General features: G+C 40.5%; 21 protein-coding genes. 10 read left to right on the forward strand and 11 right to left on the reverse strand.

From position 1 onward, the window contains the following. The first annotated feature begins 334 nt into the window (after positions 1–334). The 3 genes from A7P54_RS09745 (at position 335) to rimI (ending at position 2,878) form a co-directional block, all read left to right on the forward strand. Positions 335–1,216: a metal-dependent hydrolase gene (locus A7P54_RS09745; protein WP_005205449.1), complete on the forward strand. Its 882-nt coding sequence runs from the start codon at positions 335–337 to the stop codon at positions 1,214–1,216. 222 nt (positions 1,217–1,438) lie between these two features. Further along, positions 1,439–2,323: a metal-dependent hydrolase gene (locus tag A7P54_RS09750; RefSeq protein ID WP_171549442.1), complete on the forward strand. Its 885-nt coding sequence runs from the start codon at positions 1,439–1,441 to the stop codon at positions 2,321–2,323. A 93-nt stretch (positions 2,324–2,416) separates the two neighbouring features. Next, the gene (gene rimI / locus A7P54_RS09755; protein WP_354667336.1) at positions 2,417–2,878 is read left to right on the forward strand and encodes a ribosomal protein S18-alanine N-acetyltransferase; all 462 of its coding nucleotides are present in this window, start codon (positions 2,417–2,419) and stop codon (positions 2,876–2,878) included. On the opposite strand, the gene A7P54_RS09760 is transcribed toward rimI, so the two are convergent. The 4 genes from A7P54_RS09760 to trxB all read right to left on the reverse strand — a co-directional run bounded on the left by A7P54_RS09760 (position 2,864) and on the right by trxB (position 7,149). Continuing rightward, complete coding sequence (locus tag A7P54_RS09760; protein ID WP_004805148.1) at positions 2,864–3,679, reverse strand: arginyltransferase; 816 nt, start codon at positions 3,677–3,679, stop codon at positions 2,864–2,866. The two genes, rimI and A7P54_RS09760, sit on opposite strands and share 15 nt — an antisense overlap. A 28-nt stretch (positions 3,680–3,707) precedes the next feature. After that, the gene (gene aat, locus A7P54_RS09765) at positions 3,708–4,439 is read right to left on the reverse strand and encodes a leucyl/phenylalanyl-tRNA--protein transferase (RefSeq protein ID WP_005321428.1); all 732 of its coding nucleotides are present in this window, start codon (positions 4,437–4,439) and stop codon (positions 3,708–3,710) included. 86 nt (positions 4,440–4,525) lie between these two features. Beyond that, complete coding sequence (locus A7P54_RS09770; protein WP_171549444.1) at positions 4,526–6,082, reverse strand: class I SAM-dependent methyltransferase; 1,557 nt, start codon at positions 6,080–6,082, stop codon at positions 4,526–4,528. A gap of 116 nt (positions 6,083–6,198) precedes the next feature. Further along, the gene (gene trxB / locus A7P54_RS09775; RefSeq protein ID WP_004805153.1) at positions 6,199–7,149 is read right to left on the reverse strand and encodes a thioredoxin-disulfide reductase; all 951 of its coding nucleotides are present in this window, start codon (positions 7,147–7,149) and stop codon (positions 6,199–6,201) included. Between the two features lie 252 nt (positions 7,150–7,401). On the opposite strand from trxB, the gene A7P54_RS09780 reads away from it, so the two are divergent. Then, the gene (locus A7P54_RS09780; protein ID WP_171549445.1) at positions 7,402–10,488 is read left to right on the forward strand and encodes a DNA translocase FtsK; all 3,087 of its coding nucleotides are present in this window, start codon (positions 7,402–7,404) and stop codon (positions 10,486–10,488) included. Between the two features lie 67 nt (positions 10,489–10,555). On the opposite strand, the gene A7P54_RS09785 is transcribed toward A7P54_RS09780, so the two are convergent. The 7 genes from A7P54_RS09785 to A7P54_RS09815 all read right to left on the reverse strand — a co-directional run bounded on the left by A7P54_RS09785 (position 10,556) and on the right by A7P54_RS09815 (position 15,645). Further along, positions 10,556–11,089, reverse strand: coding sequence for a hypothetical protein (locus A7P54_RS09785; protein WP_171549446.1), 534 nt, complete (start codon positions 11,087–11,089; stop codon positions 10,556–10,558). A 146-nt stretch (positions 11,090–11,235) separates the two neighbouring features. Further along, on the reverse strand, positions 11,236–11,523 hold the full coding sequence (locus A7P54_RS09790) for a PA4642 family protein (protein ID WP_004805161.1): 288 nt from the start codon (positions 11,521–11,523) through the stop codon (positions 11,236–11,238). Between the two features lie 122 nt (positions 11,524–11,645). Then, positions 11,646–11,918 (reverse strand): cell division topological specificity factor MinE, encoded by a 273-nt coding sequence (gene minE, locus A7P54_RS09795; RefSeq protein WP_004655180.1) that lies wholly within the window; start codon positions 11,916–11,918, stop codon positions 11,646–11,648. 2 nt (positions 11,919–11,920) lie between these two features. Beyond that, positions 11,921–12,733 carry a septum site-determining protein MinD gene (minD, locus tag A7P54_RS09800; protein ID WP_004805162.1) on the reverse strand — a complete coding sequence of 271 codons (813 nt, stop codon included), beginning with the start codon at positions 12,731–12,733 and terminating at the stop codon, positions 11,921–11,923. A 74-nt stretch (positions 12,734–12,807) separates the two neighbouring features. Then, entirely contained in the window at positions 12,808–13,527 is a 720-nt protein-coding gene (gene minC, locus A7P54_RS09805; protein WP_216077077.1) for a septum site-determining protein MinC, read from the reverse strand. A gap of 117 nt (positions 13,528–13,644) precedes the next feature. Next, positions 13,645–14,703, reverse strand: coding sequence for a preprotein translocase subunit SecA (locus tag A7P54_RS09810; RefSeq protein WP_171549447.1), 1,059 nt, complete (start codon positions 14,701–14,703; stop codon positions 13,645–13,647). A gap of 27 nt (positions 14,704–14,730) precedes the next feature. Continuing rightward, positions 14,731–15,645, reverse strand: a complete 915-nt coding sequence (locus A7P54_RS09815) for an acyltransferase (RefSeq protein ID WP_005205432.1) — start codon at positions 15,643–15,645, stop codon at positions 14,731–14,733. 390 nt (positions 15,646–16,035) lie between these two features. Here A7P54_RS09815 and A7P54_RS09820 point away from each other — a divergent pair, with 390 nt between their 5' ends. The 6 genes from A7P54_RS09820 (at position 16,036) to A7P54_RS09845 (ending at position 22,835) form a co-directional block, all read left to right on the forward strand. Next, complete coding sequence (locus A7P54_RS09820; RefSeq protein WP_004805169.1) at positions 16,036–16,689, forward strand: OmpA family protein; 654 nt, start codon at positions 16,036–16,038, stop codon at positions 16,687–16,689. Positions 16,690–16,886: 197 nt separating this feature from the next. Beyond that, positions 16,887–18,926: a DNA helicase Rep gene (gene rep, locus A7P54_RS09825; RefSeq protein ID WP_004805171.1), complete on the forward strand. Its 2,040-nt coding sequence runs from the start codon at positions 16,887–16,889 to the stop codon at positions 18,924–18,926. Between the two features lie 23 nt (positions 18,927–18,949). Continuing rightward, a complete protein-coding gene (gene dut, locus A7P54_RS09830; protein WP_005205429.1) occupies positions 18,950–19,402 on the forward strand; it encodes a dUTP diphosphatase in 453 nt (150 codons plus the stop codon). 195 nt (positions 19,403–19,597) lie between these two features. Continuing rightward, positions 19,598–21,019 (forward strand): phosphomannomutase/phosphoglucomutase, encoded by a 1,422-nt coding sequence (locus A7P54_RS09835; protein WP_005205428.1) that lies wholly within the window; start codon positions 19,598–19,600, stop codon positions 21,017–21,019. A gap of 12 nt (positions 21,020–21,031) precedes the next feature. After that, the gene (gene argB, locus A7P54_RS09840; RefSeq protein WP_171549448.1) at positions 21,032–21,931 is read left to right on the forward strand and encodes an acetylglutamate kinase; all 900 of its coding nucleotides are present in this window, start codon (positions 21,032–21,034) and stop codon (positions 21,929–21,931) included. 127 nt (positions 21,932–22,058) lie between these two features. Next, positions 22,059–22,835, forward strand: coding sequence for a GNAT family N-acetyltransferase (locus A7P54_RS09845; protein ID WP_005205426.1), 777 nt, complete (start codon positions 22,059–22,061; stop codon positions 22,833–22,835). Positions 22,836–23,168: the final 333 nt, after the last annotated feature.

Raw genomic sequence — 23,168 nt, forward strand, 5'->3', positions numbered from 1 at the left:
AGTGATAAAAAAACACCCCTCTGGGGTGTTTTTTTATGTGTGTGGTTTTCTTATATCGAAAGTCGAATACTTAAGTAAAATTCTCCTCACATCGAAAATTAGTCTTACTTCTTTTCTTTTCCTCTTGCGTCAGAAAAGTAGTTTCATTGGTTTTCTTGTTTTCTCTTGCGTCAGAAATTTTAATACTTAATTAAAATTTCCTCCTCATGTCCTAAACTGATACCACGCTGTCCTAAACTGCACTTAATTGATTCGTATAAAACCGTAATATAAAACTCAAGAAAACGAACAAAAGTGCTCAGTGGAGATATTCCACTGAAAAGGAGTAGGCAGCATGAATGCTAAAGTGAATGTTTCGAATCGTGCAGGTGCAAGTTTCCCAGTACGTCGTATGAATTTTGATTTTAATGAAGTTCCTGAATATTGGGTCAGTGGTTCTGCTGGATTAACTCATTTTATGACAGGTTTATCTGCACTATTCCCAGATGGTGAAAAACTCTTTATCGATTCAGTGCGTGCTGTACGTTATCACCCGGCCATTAAAGACAATGAAAAGCTGCAAAAAGAAATCAGTGCTTTTATTGGTCAAGAGGCGATGCATACTCAAGAGCATGTCAACTTTAATGCTTCAGCTCAGAAGTATGGTCATGATGTCGAGACACTTGAACGAAGAACAGGTGTCGTGATTCAAACAGGCCGTAAATTATTTGCTAAATTGGTGAAGCCATTTGGCATGACGCAAGAAATGGTGGATTTGACCGCCACTACAGCACTCGAACATTTTACTGCAACCATTGCGTCAGAATTATTGCGTAATCCGCATATTCAAGAGTTAATGCAAGACAAGACCATGGAATATATGTGGTTATGGCATGCGGTAGAAGAAAATGAACATAAGGCAGTTGCTTATGATGTGTATGAAGAAATTTTTGGTCGTGGTGTAAAGGCCTACGCATTACGCAATACTGCACTGGTCGTTTCGATGGTTGCAATTTTCTTGACCCAATCTTCATTCGTATTGAAATTATTGAAAGATGATGGAAAATTGAATTTCAAAGAGCTCGGTATGATTTATGAATACGCCTATAGTCCGTCGAAAGGAATTATCTCTGGAATGGCGGGTGAAATGTTGGCCTACTTCAAGCCTGGTTTCCATCCAAATGATTTAGATACCGTACAATTATTGCAAGATTGGAAGGCAAAATTAGGTCTGTAAACGCTGTTTATTTTAGCCTCGTAATTCCTGAAAAGGGACAATAAGTATTGTCCCTTTTTTATTTTAATCTTTCATTTCATACAGAATTTTGAGCAAGCTGACATGTCCTAAGATGATGCTTTTCTGACCTTATCTGCACTTATTTCATGCACTGAAAAGAGCGTATAAATAAAGTATGGAATACGATCAATGAAAAATATTCATCGGATAGGAGAACAGGGTATGAATGCTAAAGTCAATATTTCAAACCGAGCTGGCGCCAGTTTCCCTGTACGCCGAATGGATTTTGAATTTGGTGAGGTGCCACGTTATTGGGCCAATGGTGATGCTGCTTTAACTCATTTTATGACTGCGCTTTCGGCACTGTTTCCAGAAGGTGAGCAATTCTTTGTGAACAGCACCCGTGCAGTACGGAATGATCCCAAACTCGCAGATGAGCGACTTCAGAAAGAGATCAGTGCCTTTATTGGTCAAGAAGCCATGCATTCAAAAGAGCATCTTGCATTTAATGCTTCAGCGGAGGCCTATGGTTACGATGTTCGTAAAATGGAAGGGCAAACAGGTCGTTTAATCAACCGTACCATTGGAATGACAGCAAAACTCTTAAAACCTTTCGGTTTCACCAAAGAAATGATTGGTTTGACGGGAACCTGTGCCTTGGAGCACTTTACTTCAACCATTGCAGAAGAACTATTAAGTAATCCAGACATTCAAGCGATGTTTATGGATCAAACCATGTACCATTTATGGATGTGGCATGCAGTTGAAGAAAACGAGCATAAAGCGGTTGCTTTTGATGTCTATGAAGCGATGTATGGTCAAGGCCCTAAAGCGTATTTTATGCGTTCATTGGCCTTAGTTATTGCAATGGGGCTCATCTTTATTACCCAATCTTATTTTACCGCCAAGCTTCTACAAACAGATGGCAAATTGACATGGCGTGATACCAAATACATGATCAAATTTATGTATGGCTATAAAGGTTTTATGACCCGCCAAATCCCGACCTTGTTAGATTTTTTAAGACCGAAATTTCATCCGAATGATGAAGATACCACAGCACTTTTGAATAAATGGCGTGCTGAATTGGGTTTTAATCTAAGTTAACTTCAATGGGCAGTCAAAACTGCCCATTTTTTTATTCAAATTTTGCTTTAAATTGCTGATAATCTGCACCAGTATTTTATAGAGTGATAGATCGTGATTCGATTGATGCAAGAAAATGACTTAGAAAGTGTGGCGGGGATTGAGCGATTGGTGCAAACCCATCCCTGGTCAAAGCAGCAGTTTCAGGAGTCTGTCGCCTCGTATCAATGTACGGTGTATGAACAAGCCAATCAAGTGGTGGGATTCTGTATTCTGCAGCCAGTTTTAGATGAAGCGAATTTATTGTTGATGGCGATTCACCCAAGCCAACAGGGCAAAGGACTGGGTTATGAATTATTAGAAAGTTCAATACAGCAATTAAAAAATAATCCGATCCAGATTTTTCTGGAAGTTCGTGAAAGTAATACAGCTGCGATTCGTTTGTATGAAAAGTCAGGTTTTCATCAAATTGACTTACGTAAAAATTATTATCCAAACCCCGATGGTTCAAGAGAGCATGCTGTGATTATGGTCAAAACATGCACTGATGATTTTGCAGCGTTATTTAATAATTAAATTATTCCATTCAGAAGGCAGCGTACTCATCAATGAGTTGCCAAGCTGATGGATTTCATTTTCAGAGAGTGGACGATTGAGTCGACGCCATTGCCCATCAAGCAATAATTCGAGTGGTGTATATTGCGATTTATAATTCATTTTTGGTGAATGTGGCACCCAGTAGCCTAGGTATAAATAGTCTAGGTTGAGTGTGCGTACATATTCGATTTGTTTAAGGATCGCAAACACACCTAAAGAGCGACGTTGTTCATCTGGATCAAAGAAGGTATAGACTGCTGACAACCCATCGTCCATCAAATCACAGGTTGAAACACCAATCAGTTTTTGGTCTTTCCAAAGTTCAATAAAGAAACTTTCTGTGCAGCTATGTACCAGAAATTTTTCAAACTGATCCAGACTGGCAGGGTACATATCACCATCTGAGTGACGTTCATTGATATAACGTTCATATAAGTCGTAGTGTTGTTGAGTGGCTTGCGAGGTCGGCAAAATACTCATTTGCAAATCTTGATTGCGTTTCCATGCCTTTTTTTGGCTGCTGTTCATTTTAAATTCTTGAACGGGAACACGGCAAGATAAGCATTGGCGACATAAGTGACATTCTGGGCGATAGACAAAATCACCACTACGACGAAAACCAACACGAGAAAGTTCTGACAACGTCACCACATCGATACGGTGAATTGGATCTAGGAAAACCATTCGGGCTGATTTGTTATCAAGATAACTGCAGTCGTGCGGTGGCGTAATATAGTACTGTAAGTCATTTAAAAGGGACTTGGGTTGATATGATTTCATTAATCTGTCCCTCCAAGGTGTTAATCCGTTAACCGTCTAATTTTGCAAAAACTGCTATTGTTTTACTTGAAAATACACGTTCTTGATAACTTTTCCAATTGATAGAGGGGGCAATAATTACATCTTGTAACGATTTAAGGTAGGCTTGGCGAGAAAGTGTACTCGCACCGAGGCTTAAAAGGTGATCATTGACCAATTGGCAATCAATCCATGGCAACTGATTTTCTTGTCCAATCAGCATTAAAGTATAGAAAGCCATTTTAGAAACATCTGTTTCAGTACTAAACATGGATTCTCCAAAACAGCCTTTACCGATACTGACACCATAGAGTCCGCCAACCAAGTTATCCTGCTGCCAGACTTCAACACTGTACGCATATCCTGCTTGGAATAAGGCGCAATAGCCTGAAATGATATCTTCACTAATCCAGGTTTCATTGGCATAGCTCCGCGGCAATGAACAAGAACGAATCACCTCTTCAAAAGCATGGTTAATGGTAATTCGATAATCATGCTTTTTCATATTTCGAATTAAAGATTTACTTGGTTTGTAGGCATGTGGCTCGATAATGCATCGCGGTTCAGGACTCCACCAGCAAATTGGCTCGTCTTCATTGAACCAAGGGAACAGCCCGTGTGTGTAGGCTTCAAATAAAGTAGAAGGGGATAGGTCTGCACCAATACAAATAAATCCTTGTCCTTCAGGATCAGCTTCGATTGGATTCGGGAAAATATATTGCGAGGGTGGGAGTTGTTGCATAGCATAAAAAATTAATAAGATTAATTCTAAGCTAACTGAAGTTATAGGGAATGGCAATCATTGGCAGAGCCATTCCCTATACGAGATTAATCAAACAAACGTAAATGTTTAGCAATTTCTAATTTTTTACTGTCGAGGAAAAGTTGCGCTTTAGTTTGAATAATTTCAAGACTCTTGGCTTGGTCAGAGACGGTTTTGCCATCTTTATCTAAGACCAGCCAATTGAGTTGGCTGATTGCATCCTGTACATATTGCGCAAATTCACTTGCTGATGCTAAACCATCAATGAAATGTGCACGATAGAACAGTTGATGGAAATGCTCAGTTGGAATACCGATTCCTGTAATTGGGCTAATCAGGACATTATAGTTTTGATGAAAACTCGCTTGCTTTAATAAGTAGTGATTTAAACGTTGGGATTGCTCTAAAGTTTGTTGCTTCGGGTCTAAGTTTTGACACGGTTGAGCTAAACCGAGGTGAGATAGAATGACTAAAGCATTGAGAATTTTTGCATAGTTGAGATCTGGCAAACTTTGTTCCAGTTCAAAAATGGTCAGTGGTTGATAGTTTTCCTTTGCAAATTTATCGCCAATGGGCAGATAAATTTCTTCAATTAAATTAAAGGTGCCTAATAACCCACTGATACTGGTTGGTAGCTGTTCCTTGGCTGTCAGTAACACAAAGGCCGTGTTGCGCAGCCGTTCTTGTGCCTGTAATGGGGTTAAGTTATTTTTACCTCGAATAAACAAGTCTCGTCTAAATTGCGTGTTAGCAAAATAGTCGCGGCATTGTTCTTTAAAAATAGGGTGCTCAATGGCATTCAAAAAAGCTTGGTGCTGTTCTGAAAAATTGATGTTGTCGAGGTGTGTATTTAAATCGGTTGAACCTGCATAGGACAGTTTGATTTCATCCAGAATACGCACAATTTGCTGGAAGGAAAAACATTGCCAATCTTGATTGAGATATTCATGAATCAAGTAGTTTGGATTTTGCTGTTTTAAATCAGCGACTTTTTGTACGGCATTGGGATTGCGTTGGGCAAAAATTGGATTTTGCTTAAGTAAGTCTTCACTGAAGGTGAGGGCTTCATTGACCTTTTGCAGAGGATTGGTACTTTTGCTATTAAACTTAAAATGGCTATGAAATAACTCGCGAATTGGCATATTCGCTGCCCAACCAGTAACGCAGTTATAGCTGATATAGACAATACCGTTGGGTTTTAAGAATTTACGAATAAATTTGAGAATAATGTGCTGATTTTCATAGCTGATCCAGCTCCAAATCCCGTGTAGGCTGATCGAATCAAACATCGGAAGATCAGAACGATTAAGCAACTCTTCAAAACTATCATCATAGAAGTAATGTTCGGTTTTGCTCTGCTCAGCCAGTTGATTGGCATGTGCTGCATGTGCTGGATTGAAATCTGTACCGTAGAATGCCGCTTCATTACAGGTGGCGTGAATATTAATACTGACACCTTGACCAAAGCCAAGTTCACAATGATTATGATTTTCCTGAAAATCTGGACTATCGATGCCATTTAAAAGTAAGCAAAACTTTTGGAAATTCGGGCTGAGGTCTCGATAATAACCGTAGGTATAATTTACTTCAGTTTGGTAGCCATTCGTCCAGGTCGTTGTCATTGATATATCCTATAGACTGATTGTTGATATGTTTAAAAAGCCGTCAATTTTTCGATTGTATGGATACTCGCAAAAAAAAACCACCAAAGATTGGTGGTTTTTCAATATTGGCCTAATTAGTTTAGATTATCGAGATATTTCTCTGCATCTAATGCTGCCATACAGCCTGAGCCTGCTGAAGTAATCGCTTGGCGATAGATACTATCCGCCACATCACCTGCAGCAAATACGCCTTCAATAGAGGCAGCAGTTGCATTACCGGCAGTGCCGCTATGCACTTGGATATAGCCATCACGCAGATTTAACTGGCCATCAAACATACCTGTATTCGGTTTATGTCCGATCGCAACAAACAAACCTTGAACTTGCACATCTTGCGTGCTTGAATCTTGGGTTGATTGAATACGAACAGCCGTTACGCCTGTTTTGTCACCCAATACTTCATCCACTTGATGGTTCCAGATAATACTGATTTTGCCTTCTTTTTCTTTGGCAAAAAGATGGTCTTGTAAAATCTTTTCAGAACGTAAGCTGTCACGACGGTGAACAAGGGTCACATGCGCTGCAATATTAGACAGATAAAGTGCTTCTTCGACTGCTGTATTACCACCACCAACAACCATGACATTTTGGTTCTTATAGAAGAAACCATCACAGGTTGCACATGCGCTTACACCTTGACCCATAAACGCAGCTTCAGATTCAAGACCTAGGTATTGTGCAGTTGCACCTGTTGCAATAATCAACGCATCACACGTGTACTCTTCCATATCGCCTTTGAGTACGAATGGACGAGTTTTAAGATCTACTTCATTGATATGATCGTAGACAATTTCTGTACCAAAACGTTCTGCATGAGCTTGCATACGTTCCATAAGTACAGGACCAGTTAATCCTTCTGGGTCACCTGGCCAGTTGTCAACTTCAGTGGTCGTTGTTAATTGACCACCGAGTTGCAAACCCGCAATCAGTGTTGGCTTGAGGTTAGCACGTGCAGCATAGACTGCTGCGCTATAGCCTGCAGGACCAGAACCCAAAATAATTAACCGTGAGTGACGAGCGCTCATTAAAGAACATCCTTTTTATATCAAAACTGCTAAAATTATACGTGAATCCAGAGCGGAGTGGTTTAAATCCATCGGGATAATATTGATTAACTCAATCGAATTGAGCTATATCCGAGCAGGATGTTAACAACAACAGTAAACAATCGTGCATCTTTTTTGTAAGAACGAGTGCATAATATAAAACTTATTGATTAAGGCATTTTAGGCCTTGAAAGATACTAACAAATAACGAATTGGGTTACAGGACTGTATATGACTGCGGTGTCAAGTGTTTATGCACAACGCTTTTTAATGACATTATTTTTGATTTCTTTTGGCATTTATTTATTTCTTGCCACAGTAACCTATACACCATTTGATCCGGGCTGGATGCATATTTCCAGTGATACCCAGCAGGTTTCAAATGCCAGCGGTGTGGCAGGCGCTTGGATCGCAGATTTACTGTTCGGTTTCTTGGGGTGGGCAAGCTTGCTGATTCCTTTATTTTTATTTATTGAAGCCATTCAAGTCTGGTGGCCAAGAAGCTTTTTAAACCGCCCATTTCGTTATGCTGCACAGTTTTTCTTGATCCTGTCCATTTCTAGTTTGTTGTATCTGCATTGGAATACACCAGCAGACACCTTGGACAATGCAGCGGGTGGTATCATTGGTTATGAGTTGGGGCAGAGTTTATCCCAATTATTGACCATCTATGGCGCAACTTTATTCTTATTGGCTTTTAGTATCTTATTACTGACTTTAGCCTTTGGCATTCAGTGGAACAAGACCTGGGCTACATTGAAAAATACGCCTGCTTATTTACAAGATTTATTTTATAAAAATGTGCCCCAGAATGAATCTGCATATGATCTGACTGAGCAATTAGCCGCTGCCGATACACCTGCAATTAAGAATAAAGTACAAACTGAGTCTGATCTTGTAGCAGATACGAGTGAAGCTAAAGCGAATCAAGTTCAAGCAAAACTGATTAAAATTGATGATTCACATCATCAGTTGATGGCTGAAAAATTGTTTGCTGATGTGCTTGCAAAAGAACAGCAACAAGGTAGTCAGCCAGTACAAACTGAGCAGATTGAAGATTTTGAACAGACTTTACAACGTGCCCATCAGTTTGAAACTGAAAGCCAACGTTTGGTTCAAACAGGTGAAGTATGGCGTGCTTTACAGCGCGATGATGCGAGCCATAAGCAAGAAATTGATGCATTGTTAAGAGCAGCGGATGACACTCCTCATGCCCTAGCACAGTATGCATCTACGGCACATGTAGCAACCGCAACGCAGACATCCAGTCACAGCAATCTAGATTGGAATGATGATCAAATTTTCGATGAATTGTTGGCTGCTGTTCCAAACAGTAAGACAGCGACAGATTTACATACTCCATTTACGCAAGAGCCTCCGGCGCATTCGGCCCCTCAGGTTGCTGAGGTCGAATTTGAGGCAGATATTGAAGCATTGATTAATGAATCTGCAAGACCAGCAGCTGTACAGCCAGAGACTGCACCGATTCAAAATGCAATACATCCTATCCAAGAGGATGTTCATCGCATAGCTGAGCAGCAAGCAGATGATTTTAGTGATCTTCTGATCGAAGAAGAGCGTGAACAGGCTTCACCACGAACAACCAGTTATGCGCAATCCTCTGCTTTTGTAAAAGCACCGATTGAGGTTTCAACGGCGCCGAAAGAAACACTGTCTAAAGAAGCCTTTATCGAAGCATGGCAAGAAACGGCAGGTAAAGCTGATCCAGATGCAGATTTGGATCTTGAAGATGATTTTGATCTGGATGCGCCTTTAACGGATGCATTTGGTCGCCCAATGTCACGCGCCATGCAAGTCGCGCAAAAACGCCGTGATCTACCGACTTTACCGGGTCTGGAATTGCTGGATGAAGTTGATCCAAACAAAAAGGTCAATTTTACCGCTGAGCAATTAGCACGTCTTTCAGAGCTTTTAGAGATCAAACTACAAGAGTTTAATGTGAAGGCTCAGGTGGTCGAAGCCCAGCCGGGGCCAGTAGTAACACGCTTTGAACTCGATCTTGCACCGGGTGTAAAAGCCTCTAAAGTAACCAATATTTCACGTGATTTGGCACGTTCAATGTCGATGGCTTCGGTTCGTGTGGTTGAAGTGATTGCCGGAAAACCATATATCGGAATTGAAGTGCCGAATAGTAGCCGTGAAATGGTACGGTTGATTGAGTTATTGAAAACGCCAGCTTTTGAAGACCCTGCGGGTTTGCTCTCTATGGCGATGGGTAAAGACATTTCAGGTAATCCTGTCATTACTGACCTCGGTAAAGCACCACATATGCTGGTTGCGGGGACCACAGGTTCTGGTAAGTCGGTTGCAGTGAACTCGATGATTTTATCGATGTTACTGAAATATACACCAGACCAGTTACGCTTGATTTTGATCGATCCAAAACAGCTTGAATTAGCCAACTATAATGATATTCCACACTTGTTAACGCCTGTGGTCACGGACATGAAAGATGCAGTCAGTGCTTTAAACTGGTGTGTCAATGAAATGGAACGTCGTTATAAGCTAATGTCCTTCCTGAAAATTCGTAAACTCAGTGACTATAACCGTAAGGTCGAAGAGGCGATTGCCAATGGTGAAGATCTCATTGATCCAACATGGAAAGCCAGTGATTCGGTTGTCGGTGAGCGTGCACCACGTTTAGCGCCATTACCATCGATTGTGATTGTTGCCGATGAGTTTGCTGACATGATCATGCAAGTCGGTAAAAAAGCCGAAGAAATGATTACTCGTTTAGCGCAGAAATCGCGTGCAGCAGGAATTCATTTACTGCTAGCAACACAACGTCCGTCGGTAGATGTGATTACAGGTTTGATTAAAGCCAATATTCCAACCCGTGTTGCATTACGTGTAAACAGTAAAATTGACTCACGTACCATTCTCGATGCAGGTGGTGCAGAAGACTTACTCGGTCATGGTGATATGTTGTTCCTTGGGCCGGGTAAAATCGAGCCTGAGCGTGTGCATGGCGCCTTTATTAGCGATGATGAAGTGAACCGAATTTGTGATGCTTGGCGTGAACGTGGTGAGCCAGATTATGTTGATGAAATCCTGACACCATTTGATGAAGAACAGACGTCTCGTGGCTTTGAAGATGGGGATGGTGATCCAAGTCGTGATGCGCTTTACGATCAATGTGTATCGTTCGTTTTAGAGACACGTAAAGCATCGACTTCATCGCTACAGCGTAAATTTAGCTTGGGTTATAACCGTGCGGCTCGCATTATCGACCAAATGGAAGAGAATGGCATTGTCAGCTCAATGGGCGCCAATGGTAAGCGAGATATTCTGGTTTAATCAGAACTATTTGCTAAAAAAGCCTCTAGTCATAGAGGCTTTTTTATTTGTAAAAGAATTGGGGGGATTAGACCTGAGTAAAAAGACCAATTAAGATGAATAGCCAAAACAAAGAACCAATTGCAACGACAATGATATGTCCAGCCCCGAGTTTTTCTTGACGAATTGCATTGAGGTCTGTGGATTGGATTTTTGCATAATTCAATGCGACAACAGCAGGGATTAAGAAAATGAAATCGAATAGGGTAATCAACCAATAAGGATCAGGCAGATAGTAGGCAAATATTATGAGTAGATAGCCAACGAACATCCATGCTGATGAAAATGACTGGGTATAGCCATTTGCTTGGGCATAGTTTTGAATCTTGTTAAACAGCGAATATAAAAAGAAAATTGAAAAAATGGCACGTGCGGCAGGCATAATATTTAAATTATCTTTGATCGCAAAAAAACGCCATGCTTTAAACATCCACCAGATTTGATATAAACCAAATGAAGTGATGGATAAGATGATAAACCGTTTCATGCTGATAATTCTCAGATCAGCAAGATGGTGATTTATTGGAGGTGGTTCAATTAAATGATGGTTCGTGTTTGTCATTGTCTTTCTTGGAAAATAGAGTTGTTTTGGTTTTATTTTAATAAATTACAGCGAATTGGTAACACGGTGGTTTTACATAATGCCACATCATTAAGATCTGATAACAATAGCACAGATAAATCATATGGCATTATTGGGGAAAGCAATTAGGCAAATTTTGCCAAGACTTCCAAGAAACCATCTTTTTGGCGTGGGAACTGTGCAATCACATCATGAATGCGTTGACCTTCTGGATTCGTCGCATTGAGATCACGACCATCAGCCAAAAACTGGATAATTAAGCGTTCATAATCATTTGGACGCATATGTTTGAATGCATGATAGAGCACATGAAAGTCAGCATTTACGCCAGTTGGAGGAAGTTGGTTAAGGTAGGCAAACACACGCTCATCTGACCACTCTTCATTGAAAGTTGCTGGCTGTGATAATGCCATGACAATCTCCTCAGTCTTATAAAATAATAAAGGCAAAATACTTGTAGTGGGGAAAGTCATACTTTCCAAATCCACCCGCGTATTCTGCCTTTATTTGCGAAAAATCGCTAATGAAAAAACTTCTATCGATCTTCAGGTAAATTGATATTCATTTCTAACATTTCGATATTTGCTTCTGAACGAACCTGCATCTGAATATGCTGTTCATCTACACCACGAACATAACGACTCACCACCTGCATGATTTCTTTTTTCATTTGGTCGATTTTGTCTTGGCCTAGGCGACGACCTAAACCTTGTTCAGAGGCAACAATTACCTTTAAACGATCTTTGGCAGTTTGTGCACTTGATGGCTTTTCATCACTGCTAAAAAGTTTACTCCAGAATCCTGCCATAATTACGCTCCAAATAGTCTAGCTAACCAACCTTTTGGCTGTACTGCAATGTGTCGATAAGGACGGTCTTCGCCAAGGAAGCGAGCTACTAAGTCATCATAAGCTTGGCCAGCTTTTTCTTCTGTATACAGAATCACTGGTTTACCTTCGTTTGATGCTTGAAGTACGCTCGGACACTCAGGGATAACACCCAAAGTTGGCACACGTAAAATATCTTTCGAAATATCATCGATTGTAAGCATTTCTTGTTTATCAGCACGCTCTGGGTTAAAACGTGTAATACATAAGTGCTTACGGATACGACCTTCGTTTTGTTCAACTTTTTTGGTCTTGCTGTCGAGCATACCAATAATACGATCTGAGTCACGTACGGATGAAATTTCAGGGTTAGTTACAATGATGGCTTCATCAGCATGATACATTGCTAAAATCGCACCACGTTCAATACCTGCAGGAGAGTCGCAGATAATGTAATCAAACTCTTGAGAAAGTTCATCAATGACACGTGCAACACCTTCATCGCTCAAGGCATCTTTATCACGGGTTTGTGATGCAGGGAGAATGTATAAGTTTTCAATCTCTTTATCACGGATCAGCGCTTGCTGTAAACGTGCTTCATTATTAATAACATTAACGAAATCATAAACTACGCGGCGTTCGCAGCCCATGATCAAATCTAGATTACGTAAACCTACATCGAAATCAATCACAACAGTTTTATGACCACGTAGGGCTAAACCTGTTGCAAAAGATGCGCTTGTTGTAGTTTTACCTACACCACCTTTGCCTGACGTTACGACAACAATTTTGGCCACCGAATCCACTCCTATTTATGGTCATACGCCCCTAAAAGGGCTTATTTGGTGCTTTTAAAACTCAATTAAATAAATTAAAACTGCAAGGCTTCAAATTCAAGTTCTTGCTTGTTATTTAAATAAATATGTACAGGCTTTTTGATCATATCTTTGGGAATATCATCTGCTACACAATAAGTCCCTGCAATAGAGATTAATTCTGCTTCGAGCGAATGGCAGAAAATACGTGCCGCAGTTTGCCCGCCTGCGCCTGCAATGACTCTACCACGAGCATTGCCATAAATGTGAATATTTCCAGATGCAATCACTTCTGATCCACTATTCATACCCGCATTTAAGATAATATCGCCCTGATCTTGTACCAAACATTGGCCTGTACGCAAAATCTCATCATGATAAGAGGTGATATACGCATTCGATGTATTTTTTTGTGGTGTTTGTATTGCAGCATTATCCACTGTTTTTGCAGGGGAGTGGTCAACCACTTGTTCTTTGGATGCCTTGATGCGCTGTAAGGGCTGGTCGGCAGGGAGAACAGGGAATTGAATCGCACGAGCTTCATCACCCAAAATGCCATCAATGACGGCCATCGGTTGTAAGCCTAAATCAATTAAAAGCTGAATTAACGCAATCAGCTCTTGTTCAACGGTACTGTCAATAATGACGAGTGTACCGATATAAGAACCTTCATTCAGTGTATCGCTAAGTTGCTGTCGGATTGCATTATGGTCATTTGTGTCGAAAGTCAGTCGACTAAAATTCACCATTCTGCCCGTAATCCGTATATCAGCCATAATTTATCCTTCAGGGCTTTTTAAGCGCTCTATTGTGTTGAAGCGTGTTGTAAATAAAAGCAAATGCTAGAACAAATTACACGAATTCTCTAGCTTGATTGGTAATTTTTCTTGTAATCATTCTGCTTTTTTATCCAATTGATCAGATTCCTGCAAAGTTTGCTGCCATTGTTTGACTTTTACCTGTTTTCGAATCGCTTCGAGGCTTTCAAATACAACAGATTCGACCAATTCCTCCAAGTAGTGATTGTCAATATTCAGCTCACTGACTTGCTCTGCAATAAACTGATAGTTTTCATTTGGTCTTTGTACTGAACCTGCTGTAAAGGGTTCAATCAGACCTGCGCTGATATTTTCCCCTAATCGTTGCCCAATACTTTGTATTTGTTGTTCAATACGGCCACCCACAATCGGGATTAGACGCAATAACTGCGTCAGTTCAGGGGTATCTTCTATGGCTTGATTGACAATAGCACCGACTTTTTGAGTGATCACGGGTTGTTGTTGTTGTAATGCTGTCGCCAAGGACTCTTGTAACATTGACGTCAGCGTCACAGTAAAGAGTTGTCGATGATGATCAACCAGATCATGAATAATTTTTTTATGACTGGAGCTGGTTTGCAATTCGTGTCGAATGCCATCAATCACAGTAATGACGACACGATCAGACAGTTCTTCCATCACCACGCGATAATAGAATAGAGCTTTGATACGTATGCCATCTGGCACAACCTTATAACCAAGTTCATGTAGTCGGTAGGCGATAATTCCTGCGCGGAATAAACGCAGGAAACGTAAATGCGGAATGATGGCTAAGATTTCATACCAGTGAATAAAGGGGAAAAACCACCAACGGGCATGATGTCTTTGTGCAATTGAGATGATCCAGCGCACAACCAGTTCAACAATCAAAAAGATAATGAACCATGCTTCAGTGGTAATCACCCAAGGGTGTAAATGGGTACGATAAAAATCCAGCACACTGGAGAGATGGATAAAATTAAAAAACCAAGCCCCGATATTACTCATCAGGAAAAAGTTCATGCCTAGACAGAACAAGTTAAAAACAATAATAAACACCATGAAAATGTCATAGACGAGGAACAGTTTGAAAAACACACTGTTCGGATTGACATAGTTATATTTAGAGTTTTGTCCTGAGTCCTGCTGGGTCATGTCTTTACTCAATTCCTGATGAGAATATTAATTATATTTTGCTTTCATTTGTGAAATCAGCTGGTCTTTTTCAGTCCAGATTTGATCAACCCATTTTTGGAAACGTTCACGATAGACAGGGTCATCCTCATAGTTACCGCCGAGTACCCAGTCTGGAATTTCTATTTTACGCAAATCGACAGCGATACGTGACACATCTCCCAACCAGAATTCGCCATAACCGGGTGCACCATCAGGATACACAATTGTCATATCGACTAATGCATCAATTTGATCCCCCAGAATACTGAGCGCCAAGGCCAAACCACCCGCTTTGGGTTTGAGGAGGTTTTGAAAAGGGGATTGCTGTGCAGCATGTTTTTCAGCAGTAAAGCGAGTGCCTTCTAAATAATTTAATAAGGTAAAAGGTTGGCTAAGCAACTGTTCACAGGCTTTACGCGCTTCCAGCATATCGCGTGATTTTAGCTCTGGATTTTTAGCAATCTGCTCTTTACTATGCCGTTTCATCATTGGGAAACCCAATATTTTGAAAGCTTGTCCTACAAAGGGAATAAAAATAAGTTCCCACTTGGTAAAGAAGCGAGTAAGTGGCATACGGGTTAAACCGAAATACTGATTCACAGTGGTATCGACCCAACTTTGATGATTACACATCATCAAGTATCGCCCCTGCAAATTCAGATCAAGTTGTTCATCAATACTGATGTCCCATTGTAAATTTGGCAGAACATGGTCAATTAACCAGTTATTTACCCCTAACCAACTGTTGGTAATTTGAATATTTGTTTCATCTACTTTTGCAGATTGTTTAAATAATTTGGTGAGGCCTAAAGCAAGTACTGGTGGTCCATGAAAGAAGGTACTGCCTGTAATCACAGAACTAACGGTTAATCCTTTACTGACTTTTTGCAATAGGGATGCTTTTTTATTAGCGGTAGCCATAAATCGAACCTTGAGTGCATATGTTTGAAAAAGAGATGTTCCAACTATAAACAACAGATGTTGAAATACAACTGTATATTTTAAGTTATTGACATTTTTTATATATTCAAATGCGTACATCGGTTTTTATTGGTCAAAGGTCGAGATGATCTTGTCAAGTTTGCTTGTAAATTGCATGTTTTTTATTTTGTGATTTATTTCTCATTTTGTGTTTGTTATGAGATGGGTATAACAATGGAGAAATTGTGTTGCTTGAATCAAGTAAAATGCATCAAAATATTACAAAACTACAAATAAAGTGTTTATTATTAACAAAAAATCAATGGTCTAGCACCATTTTCTCATTCATCATTTGTCCAGACAACAAAATACATAGACAGGAGCAACGCAATGCGTGCATTAGTAATTTCAACACTCGTAGGGGCTGGCTTGGTACTTTCTGGTTGCCAAACGACTGGTAATAACATTGGTGGCGTAGAATACGATAAAGCAGCTTTAGGTGCATTAATCGGTGCTGCTGCAGGTTATGGTGTTTCTAAGGGTAACGCAAATACGAGTAAGCAAAACAACCGTGCTGCGGCAATTGGTGCAATTCTTGGTAGTGCTGGTGGTTTGTATCTCGATAATAAAGAGAAAAAATTACGTGAGCAAATGGCGGGTACTGGTGTAGAAGTAGGCCGTAACCCAGATGGTTCTGTACAATTAATCATGCCTGGTAGCATTACGTTTGATACGAACAAATCGAACATCAAACCGAACTTCTACGGTACTTTAAACAAAGTAGCGCAGACTTTAGGTGAAGATAACAAGAGTGCGATCCTTGTAACGGGTTATACAGATAACACGGGTAATGACTCAATCAACATCCCATTATCTCAAGCGCGTGCTCAATCAGTGAAAAACTACTTAGCTGGTCAAGGCATTTCTGGTAGCCGTATCGATGCACAAGGTTTAGGTTCAGCGAACCCGATTGCTTCAAACGCGACTGCTGCTGGTAAAGAGCAAAACCGCCGTGTAGAAATCAGCATTTATGCTAAACAGTAATTTTTACTGATTTCAAAAAAGCCACCTTCGGGTGGTTTTTTTATTGCAGATCAAAATAGACGACAAGCTACGGCGTGTTATTTGGATAAGGCATCATAATTTATACATATCCCTAGATTTACTATTGGGATTCTAAAACAGAGATGTCTATAATTGTGCTCGAAAAATCAGGCTCGGAAACGAGAGAGGTATAACCGATGTCATCTGCCAGTCAACTTAATGACAAGCAACTTGAGGCCATGAAATATGTTCAGGGGCCATTGTTGGTACTTGCAGGGGCAGGTTCAGGTAAAACCTCTGTAATTACCCGAAAAGTTGCTTTCTTGGTACAACAGTGTGGTATTCCTGCCTATCGTATCACCGCAATGACTTTTACCAATAAAGCGGCGCGTGAAATGAAAGAGCGTGTGGGTAAGTTACTCTCACGTGAAGAAGCCAAAGGGCTTTCGGTCTCGACCTTCCATACTTTTGGGTTAAATTTACTCCGCCTCGAATTAAAACATTTACCACTTAAAAACAATTTTTCGATTTTAGATGCCGATGACTGTAAACGAATCTTGATGGATTTGATGCAGCGTGACAATTTATCAGGTGCGGAGAGCAAAGAGCTGCTCGCCAAGGCGATGAAGAAAATTTCAGACTGGAAAAATGATCTGATCGTCCCTGAACAAGCTCACTCAACTTGTGAAACGGTTGAGGATGTCCAGTTTGCACATCTGTATCAGCTCTACGAGCGTAATTTGCGTGCCTATAATGCCGTAGACTTTGATGACTTGATCGTGATGCCAACACGTTTACTTCAGGAAAATGCCGAAGTGCGTGACAAATGGCAAAACCGTGTTCGTTATTTATTAGTGGATGAATATCAAGACACCAACACTGCGCAATATACCCTCGTTAAGCTTTTAGTTGGGGTGATGGGACAGTTTACCGCTGTAGGTGATGATGACCAATCTATTTACGCTTGGCGTGGTGCAAAGCCTGAAAACATGGCCTTGTTAAAAGATGATTTCCACAATCTTAAAGTGATTAAGCTGGAGCAGAACTATCGCTCGACCAGCCGTATCTTAAAAGCGGCCAATGCTGTAATTGAAAATAATCCGCATATTTTCGATAAGAAACTATGGAGTGATAAAGGTCACGGTGAAACCATTCGTGTGATCACTTGTTTAAATGATGATGATGAAGCAGAACGTGTGGTTAAAGATCTGATCACGCATAAGCTGATGAATGGTAAAAACTGGAAAGATTATGCAGTGCTGTATCGCGGTAACTTTCAAGCCCGTGTGATTGAAACTCAGCTTCGTCAGATGCAAATTCCGTATAAGTTATCAGGTGGACAGTCTTTCTTCGCGCGTGCCGAAATTAAGGATGTGATGAGCTATTTACGCCTCATCATTAACCCTGAAGATGACAGTGCCTTCTTACGTATTATCAATACGCCTAAGCGTGCCATTGGCCCAGTGACGTTAGAGAAACTCGGTTTATTTGCTCAAGAAAATACCTTGTCTTTATTAACTGCATCGTCAGACCAACGTTTAAGCATGGTGTTACCGAAGAAAGCAGCAACACAATTACATGAGTTTGCTGATTTTATCGCGACATTTACCCGTGAATTGCTTGATGATGATGAGCCAATGCCGAAAGTTCGTCAGATGATCAACGAAGCAGGCTATATCGATTATATCCGTGAGCAGGCAGCAACCCCTGCACAAGAGAAAACCAAGCTCGACAGTATTGAAAGCTTGTATAGCAGTATTCAAAATTTGTTGAATCGTACTGATGATGTCGATGAGAAAAATATTGAAAGTGTGATTCGAAAATTGGTACTGCTAGATATGCTTGAGCAGCAGCAGGAAGAAGAAGATACCGATAAAGTGAACTTACTAACCTTGCATGCCGCCAAAGGTTTAGAATTCCCTTATGTGTATATGATTGGCTTGGAAGAAGAGCTATTACCACATAAGAACTCGATTGCATCGGAAACGGTCGAAGAGGAACGCCGCTTGATGTATGTAGGCATTACTCGTGCCCGTCAAGGCTTAACACTGACCCTTGCTGAGCAGCGTAAGAATGGTGGACAAATGCGTCAAATGACGCCAAGCCGCTTCTTGGACGAGATGCCACAAGATGATTTGGAGTGGCATGGTCGTAAAAAGAAACTGGCACCCAATGTTGATCCAAAAGAACAAGCTCAGCAGTACCTTGCCAACTTAAAAGCATTGTTGAAACGTTAAGAAATTGTAAGTAGGAAATTTTAATGAAAGTTCAAGTTAAAGTATTAGATGCACGTTTAGGTCAAGAGTGGGCTTTGCCTTCTTACGCAACGACTGGTTCAGCAGGTTTAGATTTACGCGCATGTTTAGATGAAGCGATTGAGATTGCTGCGGGTGAAACCGTTTTAGTGAAAACAGGTTTGGCGATTTATATCGAAGATCCAAACTTTGCAGGTTTAATTCTACCGCGTTCAGGTTTAGGCCATAAACATGGTATTGTGTTAGGTAACTTGGTGGGGTTGATTGATTCTGATTACCAAGGTGAACTCATGGTATCGGTTTGGAATCGTGGACAAAATAGCTTCCGTTTAGAACCTGGTGAGCGTTTAGCACAATATGTATTGGTTCCAGTGGTACAGGCTGAGTTCGAACAAGTGAGCGAATTCGTTGCGACTGAGCGTGGCGCAGGTGGTTTTGGTCATACTGGAAAACAATAAGCTTTTTCAGTAGTTATCACTTTAAATGCAATGTTTTTCTGAAAAACGTTGCATTTTTCATATTGATTGTTGCCTTGATATATATTACAAAGCAGCTGACTAATTATTTTAATTTTTCTGAATAAGGGTTAATTAATTTCTTAATAGTTTCTGCTTTTTTTATGGATCAAATGATTATAAAAATAGGGGCTTACAGTGAATATACAACATACATTTCCGCTGAATATTTTCCGTGCTTACGATATTCGCGGAAAGCTAAGTAATTTAACGCCAAATATTATTAGCCTAATTGCTTATGCTTTAGCTTCGCAATATAAAAATGCTGAACAGACACACGTGGTGATTGGTTATGATGCACGTTTAACCAGTCCGACTTATGCCAATATCATCCAAAATATATTCGAAAAACAAGGTTTACAAGTCACTAATATTGGTTGTTGTTCATCACCGATGATGTATTACATTGCCCGTGATTTTGGTGGCAATGGTATTATGGTGACCGCAAGTCATAATCCGAAATCGGATAATGGCATTAAATGGATTTTAAAAGGTGAGCCACCAACACCAGAAACCATTCAACAGGTGGGGCAATATGCACAGACCTCTTTGAGCAATATTGAGGATTTCTTGCATTCAGAAAATACCGCACACCAAATTGTTGCTCCGTATTGTTTGCAGTATCAGCATTCCTTAATCAGTGATATACAGTTAGCGCGACCATTAAAAATCGTTCTCGATGGATTACATGGTTCTGCAGGGCGTTGTGCCAAATTGGTTTTAGAAAAACTAGGCTGTGATGTGATTGCTTTACGTTGTGAAGCCAATGGACATTTCCCTGATCATGCGCCAGATCCATCTCATGCTGAGCATTTAAAGCAATTACAAGCCGCTATTGTTGCTGAGAAAGCCGATCTCGGTATTGCGTTGGATGGTGATGGGGATCGTGTGGTTTTACTCGATGAGAATGCACATATTATTAGTCCTGATCGCTTATTGTCTTTATTTGCGCAGATGTGCTTACAGCAGCATCCACATAAAGAAATCGTTTTTGATGTGAAGTGCTCACGTATGGTGGCGGATACCGTACAGGGGCTGGAAGGTCAAGCCAAAATGATTCGTACGGGCAGTAGCTTTTTACGTGCTTATTTATCGCAATCAAAGGGCACGGCTGTTTTTGGTGGTGAATATGCGGGTCACTATGTCTTTAATGATGGACGCGGTTTTGGCTATGACGATGGTTTATACGCAGCTTTGCGTGTGATGGAATATTTAACCCAATCCAAAGCAACAACCCTGTCTGAGTTATTGGCCGCTTACCCAGAACGTTATTGCACGGAAGACACCTATATCAGTACCCATGATGCCAATCCTCAGCAAGTTTTAAATGATATTGAAATTTTAAGTCATCGTTTAGGCGCGCGTTTAAGTAAAATTGATGGTGTAAGACTTGATTTTGACGATGGATTTGGCATTATTCGAGCATCAAATACTGGCGAATATTTTACCGTCCGTTTTGATGCTGATAATCAGAACCGATTAATTGAAATTCGTCAAAAGTTTGTTTCTATGTTGCAAGACCAATATCCAAAGATTGCACAAGAACTCGCACAGGCCTAAAAGGAGAGACGCATGCCACATGAGCATATCGGCATTGATAAAGCAAAAATTTTGATCGAAGCTTTGCCGTATATCCAACGTTTTGCAGGAAAAACGCTGGTTGTAAAATATGGTGGTAATGCGATGACTGATCCTGAATTGGAAAGTTCATTTGCCCGTGACATCGTATTGTTAAAAACGGTTGGCCTGAATCCAATCGTTGTGCATGGTGGTGGTCCACAAGTGGATTCATTGCTAAAACGCTTAGGACAAGAGTCTGATCGTATTGATGGCATGCGCGTGACCGACCAAGCAACCATGGAAGTGGTCGAAATGGTGTTGGGTGGTAGAGTCAATAAATCGATCGTGAATCTGATTAATAAACATGGCGGCCGTGCTATTGGTTTAACTGGTAAAGATGGCAATTTATTGCGTGCACGTAAATTGCTGATGGAAAAACAAGAAGCTGATGGCTCAATTTCGCAAATTGATTTGGGCATGGTGGGTGAAGTGACTGGCGTAAAAACTGATGTACTTGAAATGTTTACCCAAAGTGATTTCATTCCAGTAATTGCACCATTGGGTGTAGATGAAGAAGGCAATACCTATAACATCAATGCGGATCTTGTGGCGGGTAAAGTTGCAGAAGCACTTGGTGCTGAAAAGCTGATTTTACTCACCAATATCACAGGTGTATTGGACGAAAATAAAAATTTATTGACTGGTCTAAGCACACAAGAAGTGGATCGCCTGATTGAAACAGGCGTGATTTATGGCGGTATGATTCCAAAAGTGGGTTGTGCATTAGATGCCGTTAAAGGTGGTGTAGTGAGTGCACATATTGTTGATGGTCGCGTACCGCATGCAAGTTTATTAGAGATCTTCACTGATCATGGTGTGGGTACATTGATTACCAACCGCGCCAAACATTAATTCATCCTATTGATTTGAAAAGAGACCTCAAGTAGGTCTCTTTTTTTGTCATGACCTGTTCATGTTTTAGTCATCGCAATGTCATTTAAGCAATTTAAGGTAGGTCTAGTCATAAGGAGCTTTCATTATGCTAGAAAAATTAAATCAATATCGCCAGACATTGACTTTACCCTTACGCCACAAGCCAGCTCAAAATCAATTCCGTTTTGAATGGGTGGATAATTTAAAAGAATTACAAGAAGTACAACGCTTTAGAGCAACGCAATTTAGCCATCAATTTGGGATGCATTTTGAAGATGGTTTAGATCAAGACCTGTATGATTTCGGTTGTGAACACGCGGTGTTACGGGAAAAATGGACCGGTGAGATTGTCGCTTATACCCGTCTGAAATTGTTCCAAGGCCATGAAATTGGACAGAGTTATAGTGCTCAAGAATTTGAAATCGTTCCACAATTCTCTCATTTACCGAGTATTCTCGAAATTGGACGTACTTGTGTGCACCCTAAATTTCGTTCGGGTAAAGCCCTGTCAATGCTCTGGTTGAACCTGACCCCTAAAGTACTGTGGTCTATGCGTGCCAAGTATTTGATGGGTTGCGTTAGTATTCATTTAGAAGATAATTTGGCACGTGCTTATTACACCCATCGTCAGATTCAACAATTGGGTGAGCATCAGACGATTGATATTCGTTCAAAACGTAGCTTTGAACCAGAACGTCCTGACTATAGTTTCCCGCAAGATGAACGCATGCCAAAACTGTTTCAGACCTATCTAGGAATGCAGTCGAAACTGTCAAAACAAGCATTTTATGATGAAGATTTTAAATGCTTGGATTATTTCGTTTTCCTTGAAGTGAATAAGATTGCGACCTCTTTTGTGATGAACAAAATGGTGCAACGTTAGTAAGGTTTTGTTGATACTTCAACCATGCATTGCGTTATGAGCTAAAACAACATAATCAATGCATGAAATACCTACTATGATGGTCCTTATCAAGTTTCATACCGACGTTTAGAGCTGTTTTAGCCATAACCCTACGGGACAGGGATATTTTTTGCCGCTACGTCGTTATGTCTTGTTCATTTAGAGCCACTAAATTTTACAAGCCCTGCCTCGTATCAGCCAAAAATACCCTCTGCCGCAAGCATCTGTGTAATATCAACAGAACCTCTTATCATTCTTAATCTAATAGTGAGCACATATTGAGATTTACAAGCCATCTCTCCCTCATGCACA

The organism is Acinetobacter sp. Ac_3412 (genome assembly GCF_013072675.1).
Taxonomy (GTDB): domain Bacteria; phylum Pseudomonadota; class Gammaproteobacteria; order Pseudomonadales; family Moraxellaceae; genus Acinetobacter; species Acinetobacter higginsii.

Bases quoted from the DNA above. Each gene is read 5' to 3' on its own strand.
- A7P54_RS09745 (WP_005205449.1), top strand. From the start codon at position 335: ATGAATGCTAAAGTGAATGTTTCGAATCGTGCAGGTGCAAGTTTCCCA.
- A7P54_RS09750 (WP_171549442.1), top strand. From the start codon at position 1,439: ATGAATGCTAAAGTCAATATTTCAAACCGAGCTGGCGCCAGTTTCCCT.
- A7P54_RS09760 (WP_004805148.1), bottom strand. From the start codon at position 3,679: ATGAAATCATATCAACCCAAGTCCCTTTTAAATGACTTACAGTACTAT.
- aat (WP_005321428.1), bottom strand. From the start codon at position 4,439: ATGCAACAACTCCCACCCTCGCAATATATTTTCCCGAATCCAATCGAA.
- A7P54_RS09770 (WP_171549444.1), bottom strand. From the start codon at position 6,082: ATGACAACGACCTGGACGAATGGCTACCAAACTGAAGTAAATTATACC.
- trxB (WP_004805153.1), bottom strand. From the start codon at position 7,149: ATGAGCGCTCGTCACTCACGGTTAATTATTTTGGGTTCTGGTCCTGCA.
- A7P54_RS09780 (WP_171549445.1), top strand. From the start codon at position 7,402: ATGACTGCGGTGTCAAGTGTTTATGCACAACGCTTTTTAATGACATTA.
- A7P54_RS09785 (WP_171549446.1), bottom strand. From the start codon at position 11,089: ATGACAAACACGAACCATCATTTAATTGAACCACCTCCAATAAATCAC.
- A7P54_RS09790 (WP_004805161.1), bottom strand. From the start codon at position 11,523: ATGGCATTATCACAGCCAGCAACTTTCAATGAAGAGTGGTCAGATGAG.
- minE (WP_004655180.1), bottom strand. From the start codon at position 11,918: ATGGCAGGATTCTGGAGTAAACTTTTTAGCAGTGATGAAAAGCCATCA.
- minC (WP_216077077.1), bottom strand. From the start codon at position 13,527: ATGGCTGATATACGGATTACGGGCAGAATGGTGAATTTTAGTCGACTG.
- A7P54_RS09810 (WP_171549447.1), bottom strand. From the start codon at position 14,703: ATGACCCAGCAGGACTCAGGACAAAACTCTAAATATAACTATGTCAAT.
- A7P54_RS09815 (WP_005205432.1), bottom strand. From the start codon at position 15,645: ATGGCTACCGCTAATAAAAAAGCATCCCTATTGCAAAAAGTCAGTAAA.
- A7P54_RS09820 (WP_004805169.1), top strand. From the start codon at position 16,036: ATGCGTGCATTAGTAATTTCAACACTCGTAGGGGCTGGCTTGGTACTT.
- rep (WP_004805171.1), top strand. From the start codon at position 16,887: ATGTCATCTGCCAGTCAACTTAATGACAAGCAACTTGAGGCCATGAAA.
- dut (WP_005205429.1), top strand. From the start codon at position 18,950: ATGAAAGTTCAAGTTAAAGTATTAGATGCACGTTTAGGTCAAGAGTGG.
- argB (WP_171549448.1), top strand. From the start codon at position 21,032: ATGCCACATGAGCATATCGGCATTGATAAAGCAAAAATTTTGATCGAA.
- A7P54_RS09845 (WP_005205426.1), top strand. From the start codon at position 22,059: ATGCTAGAAAAATTAAATCAATATCGCCAGACATTGACTTTACCCTTA.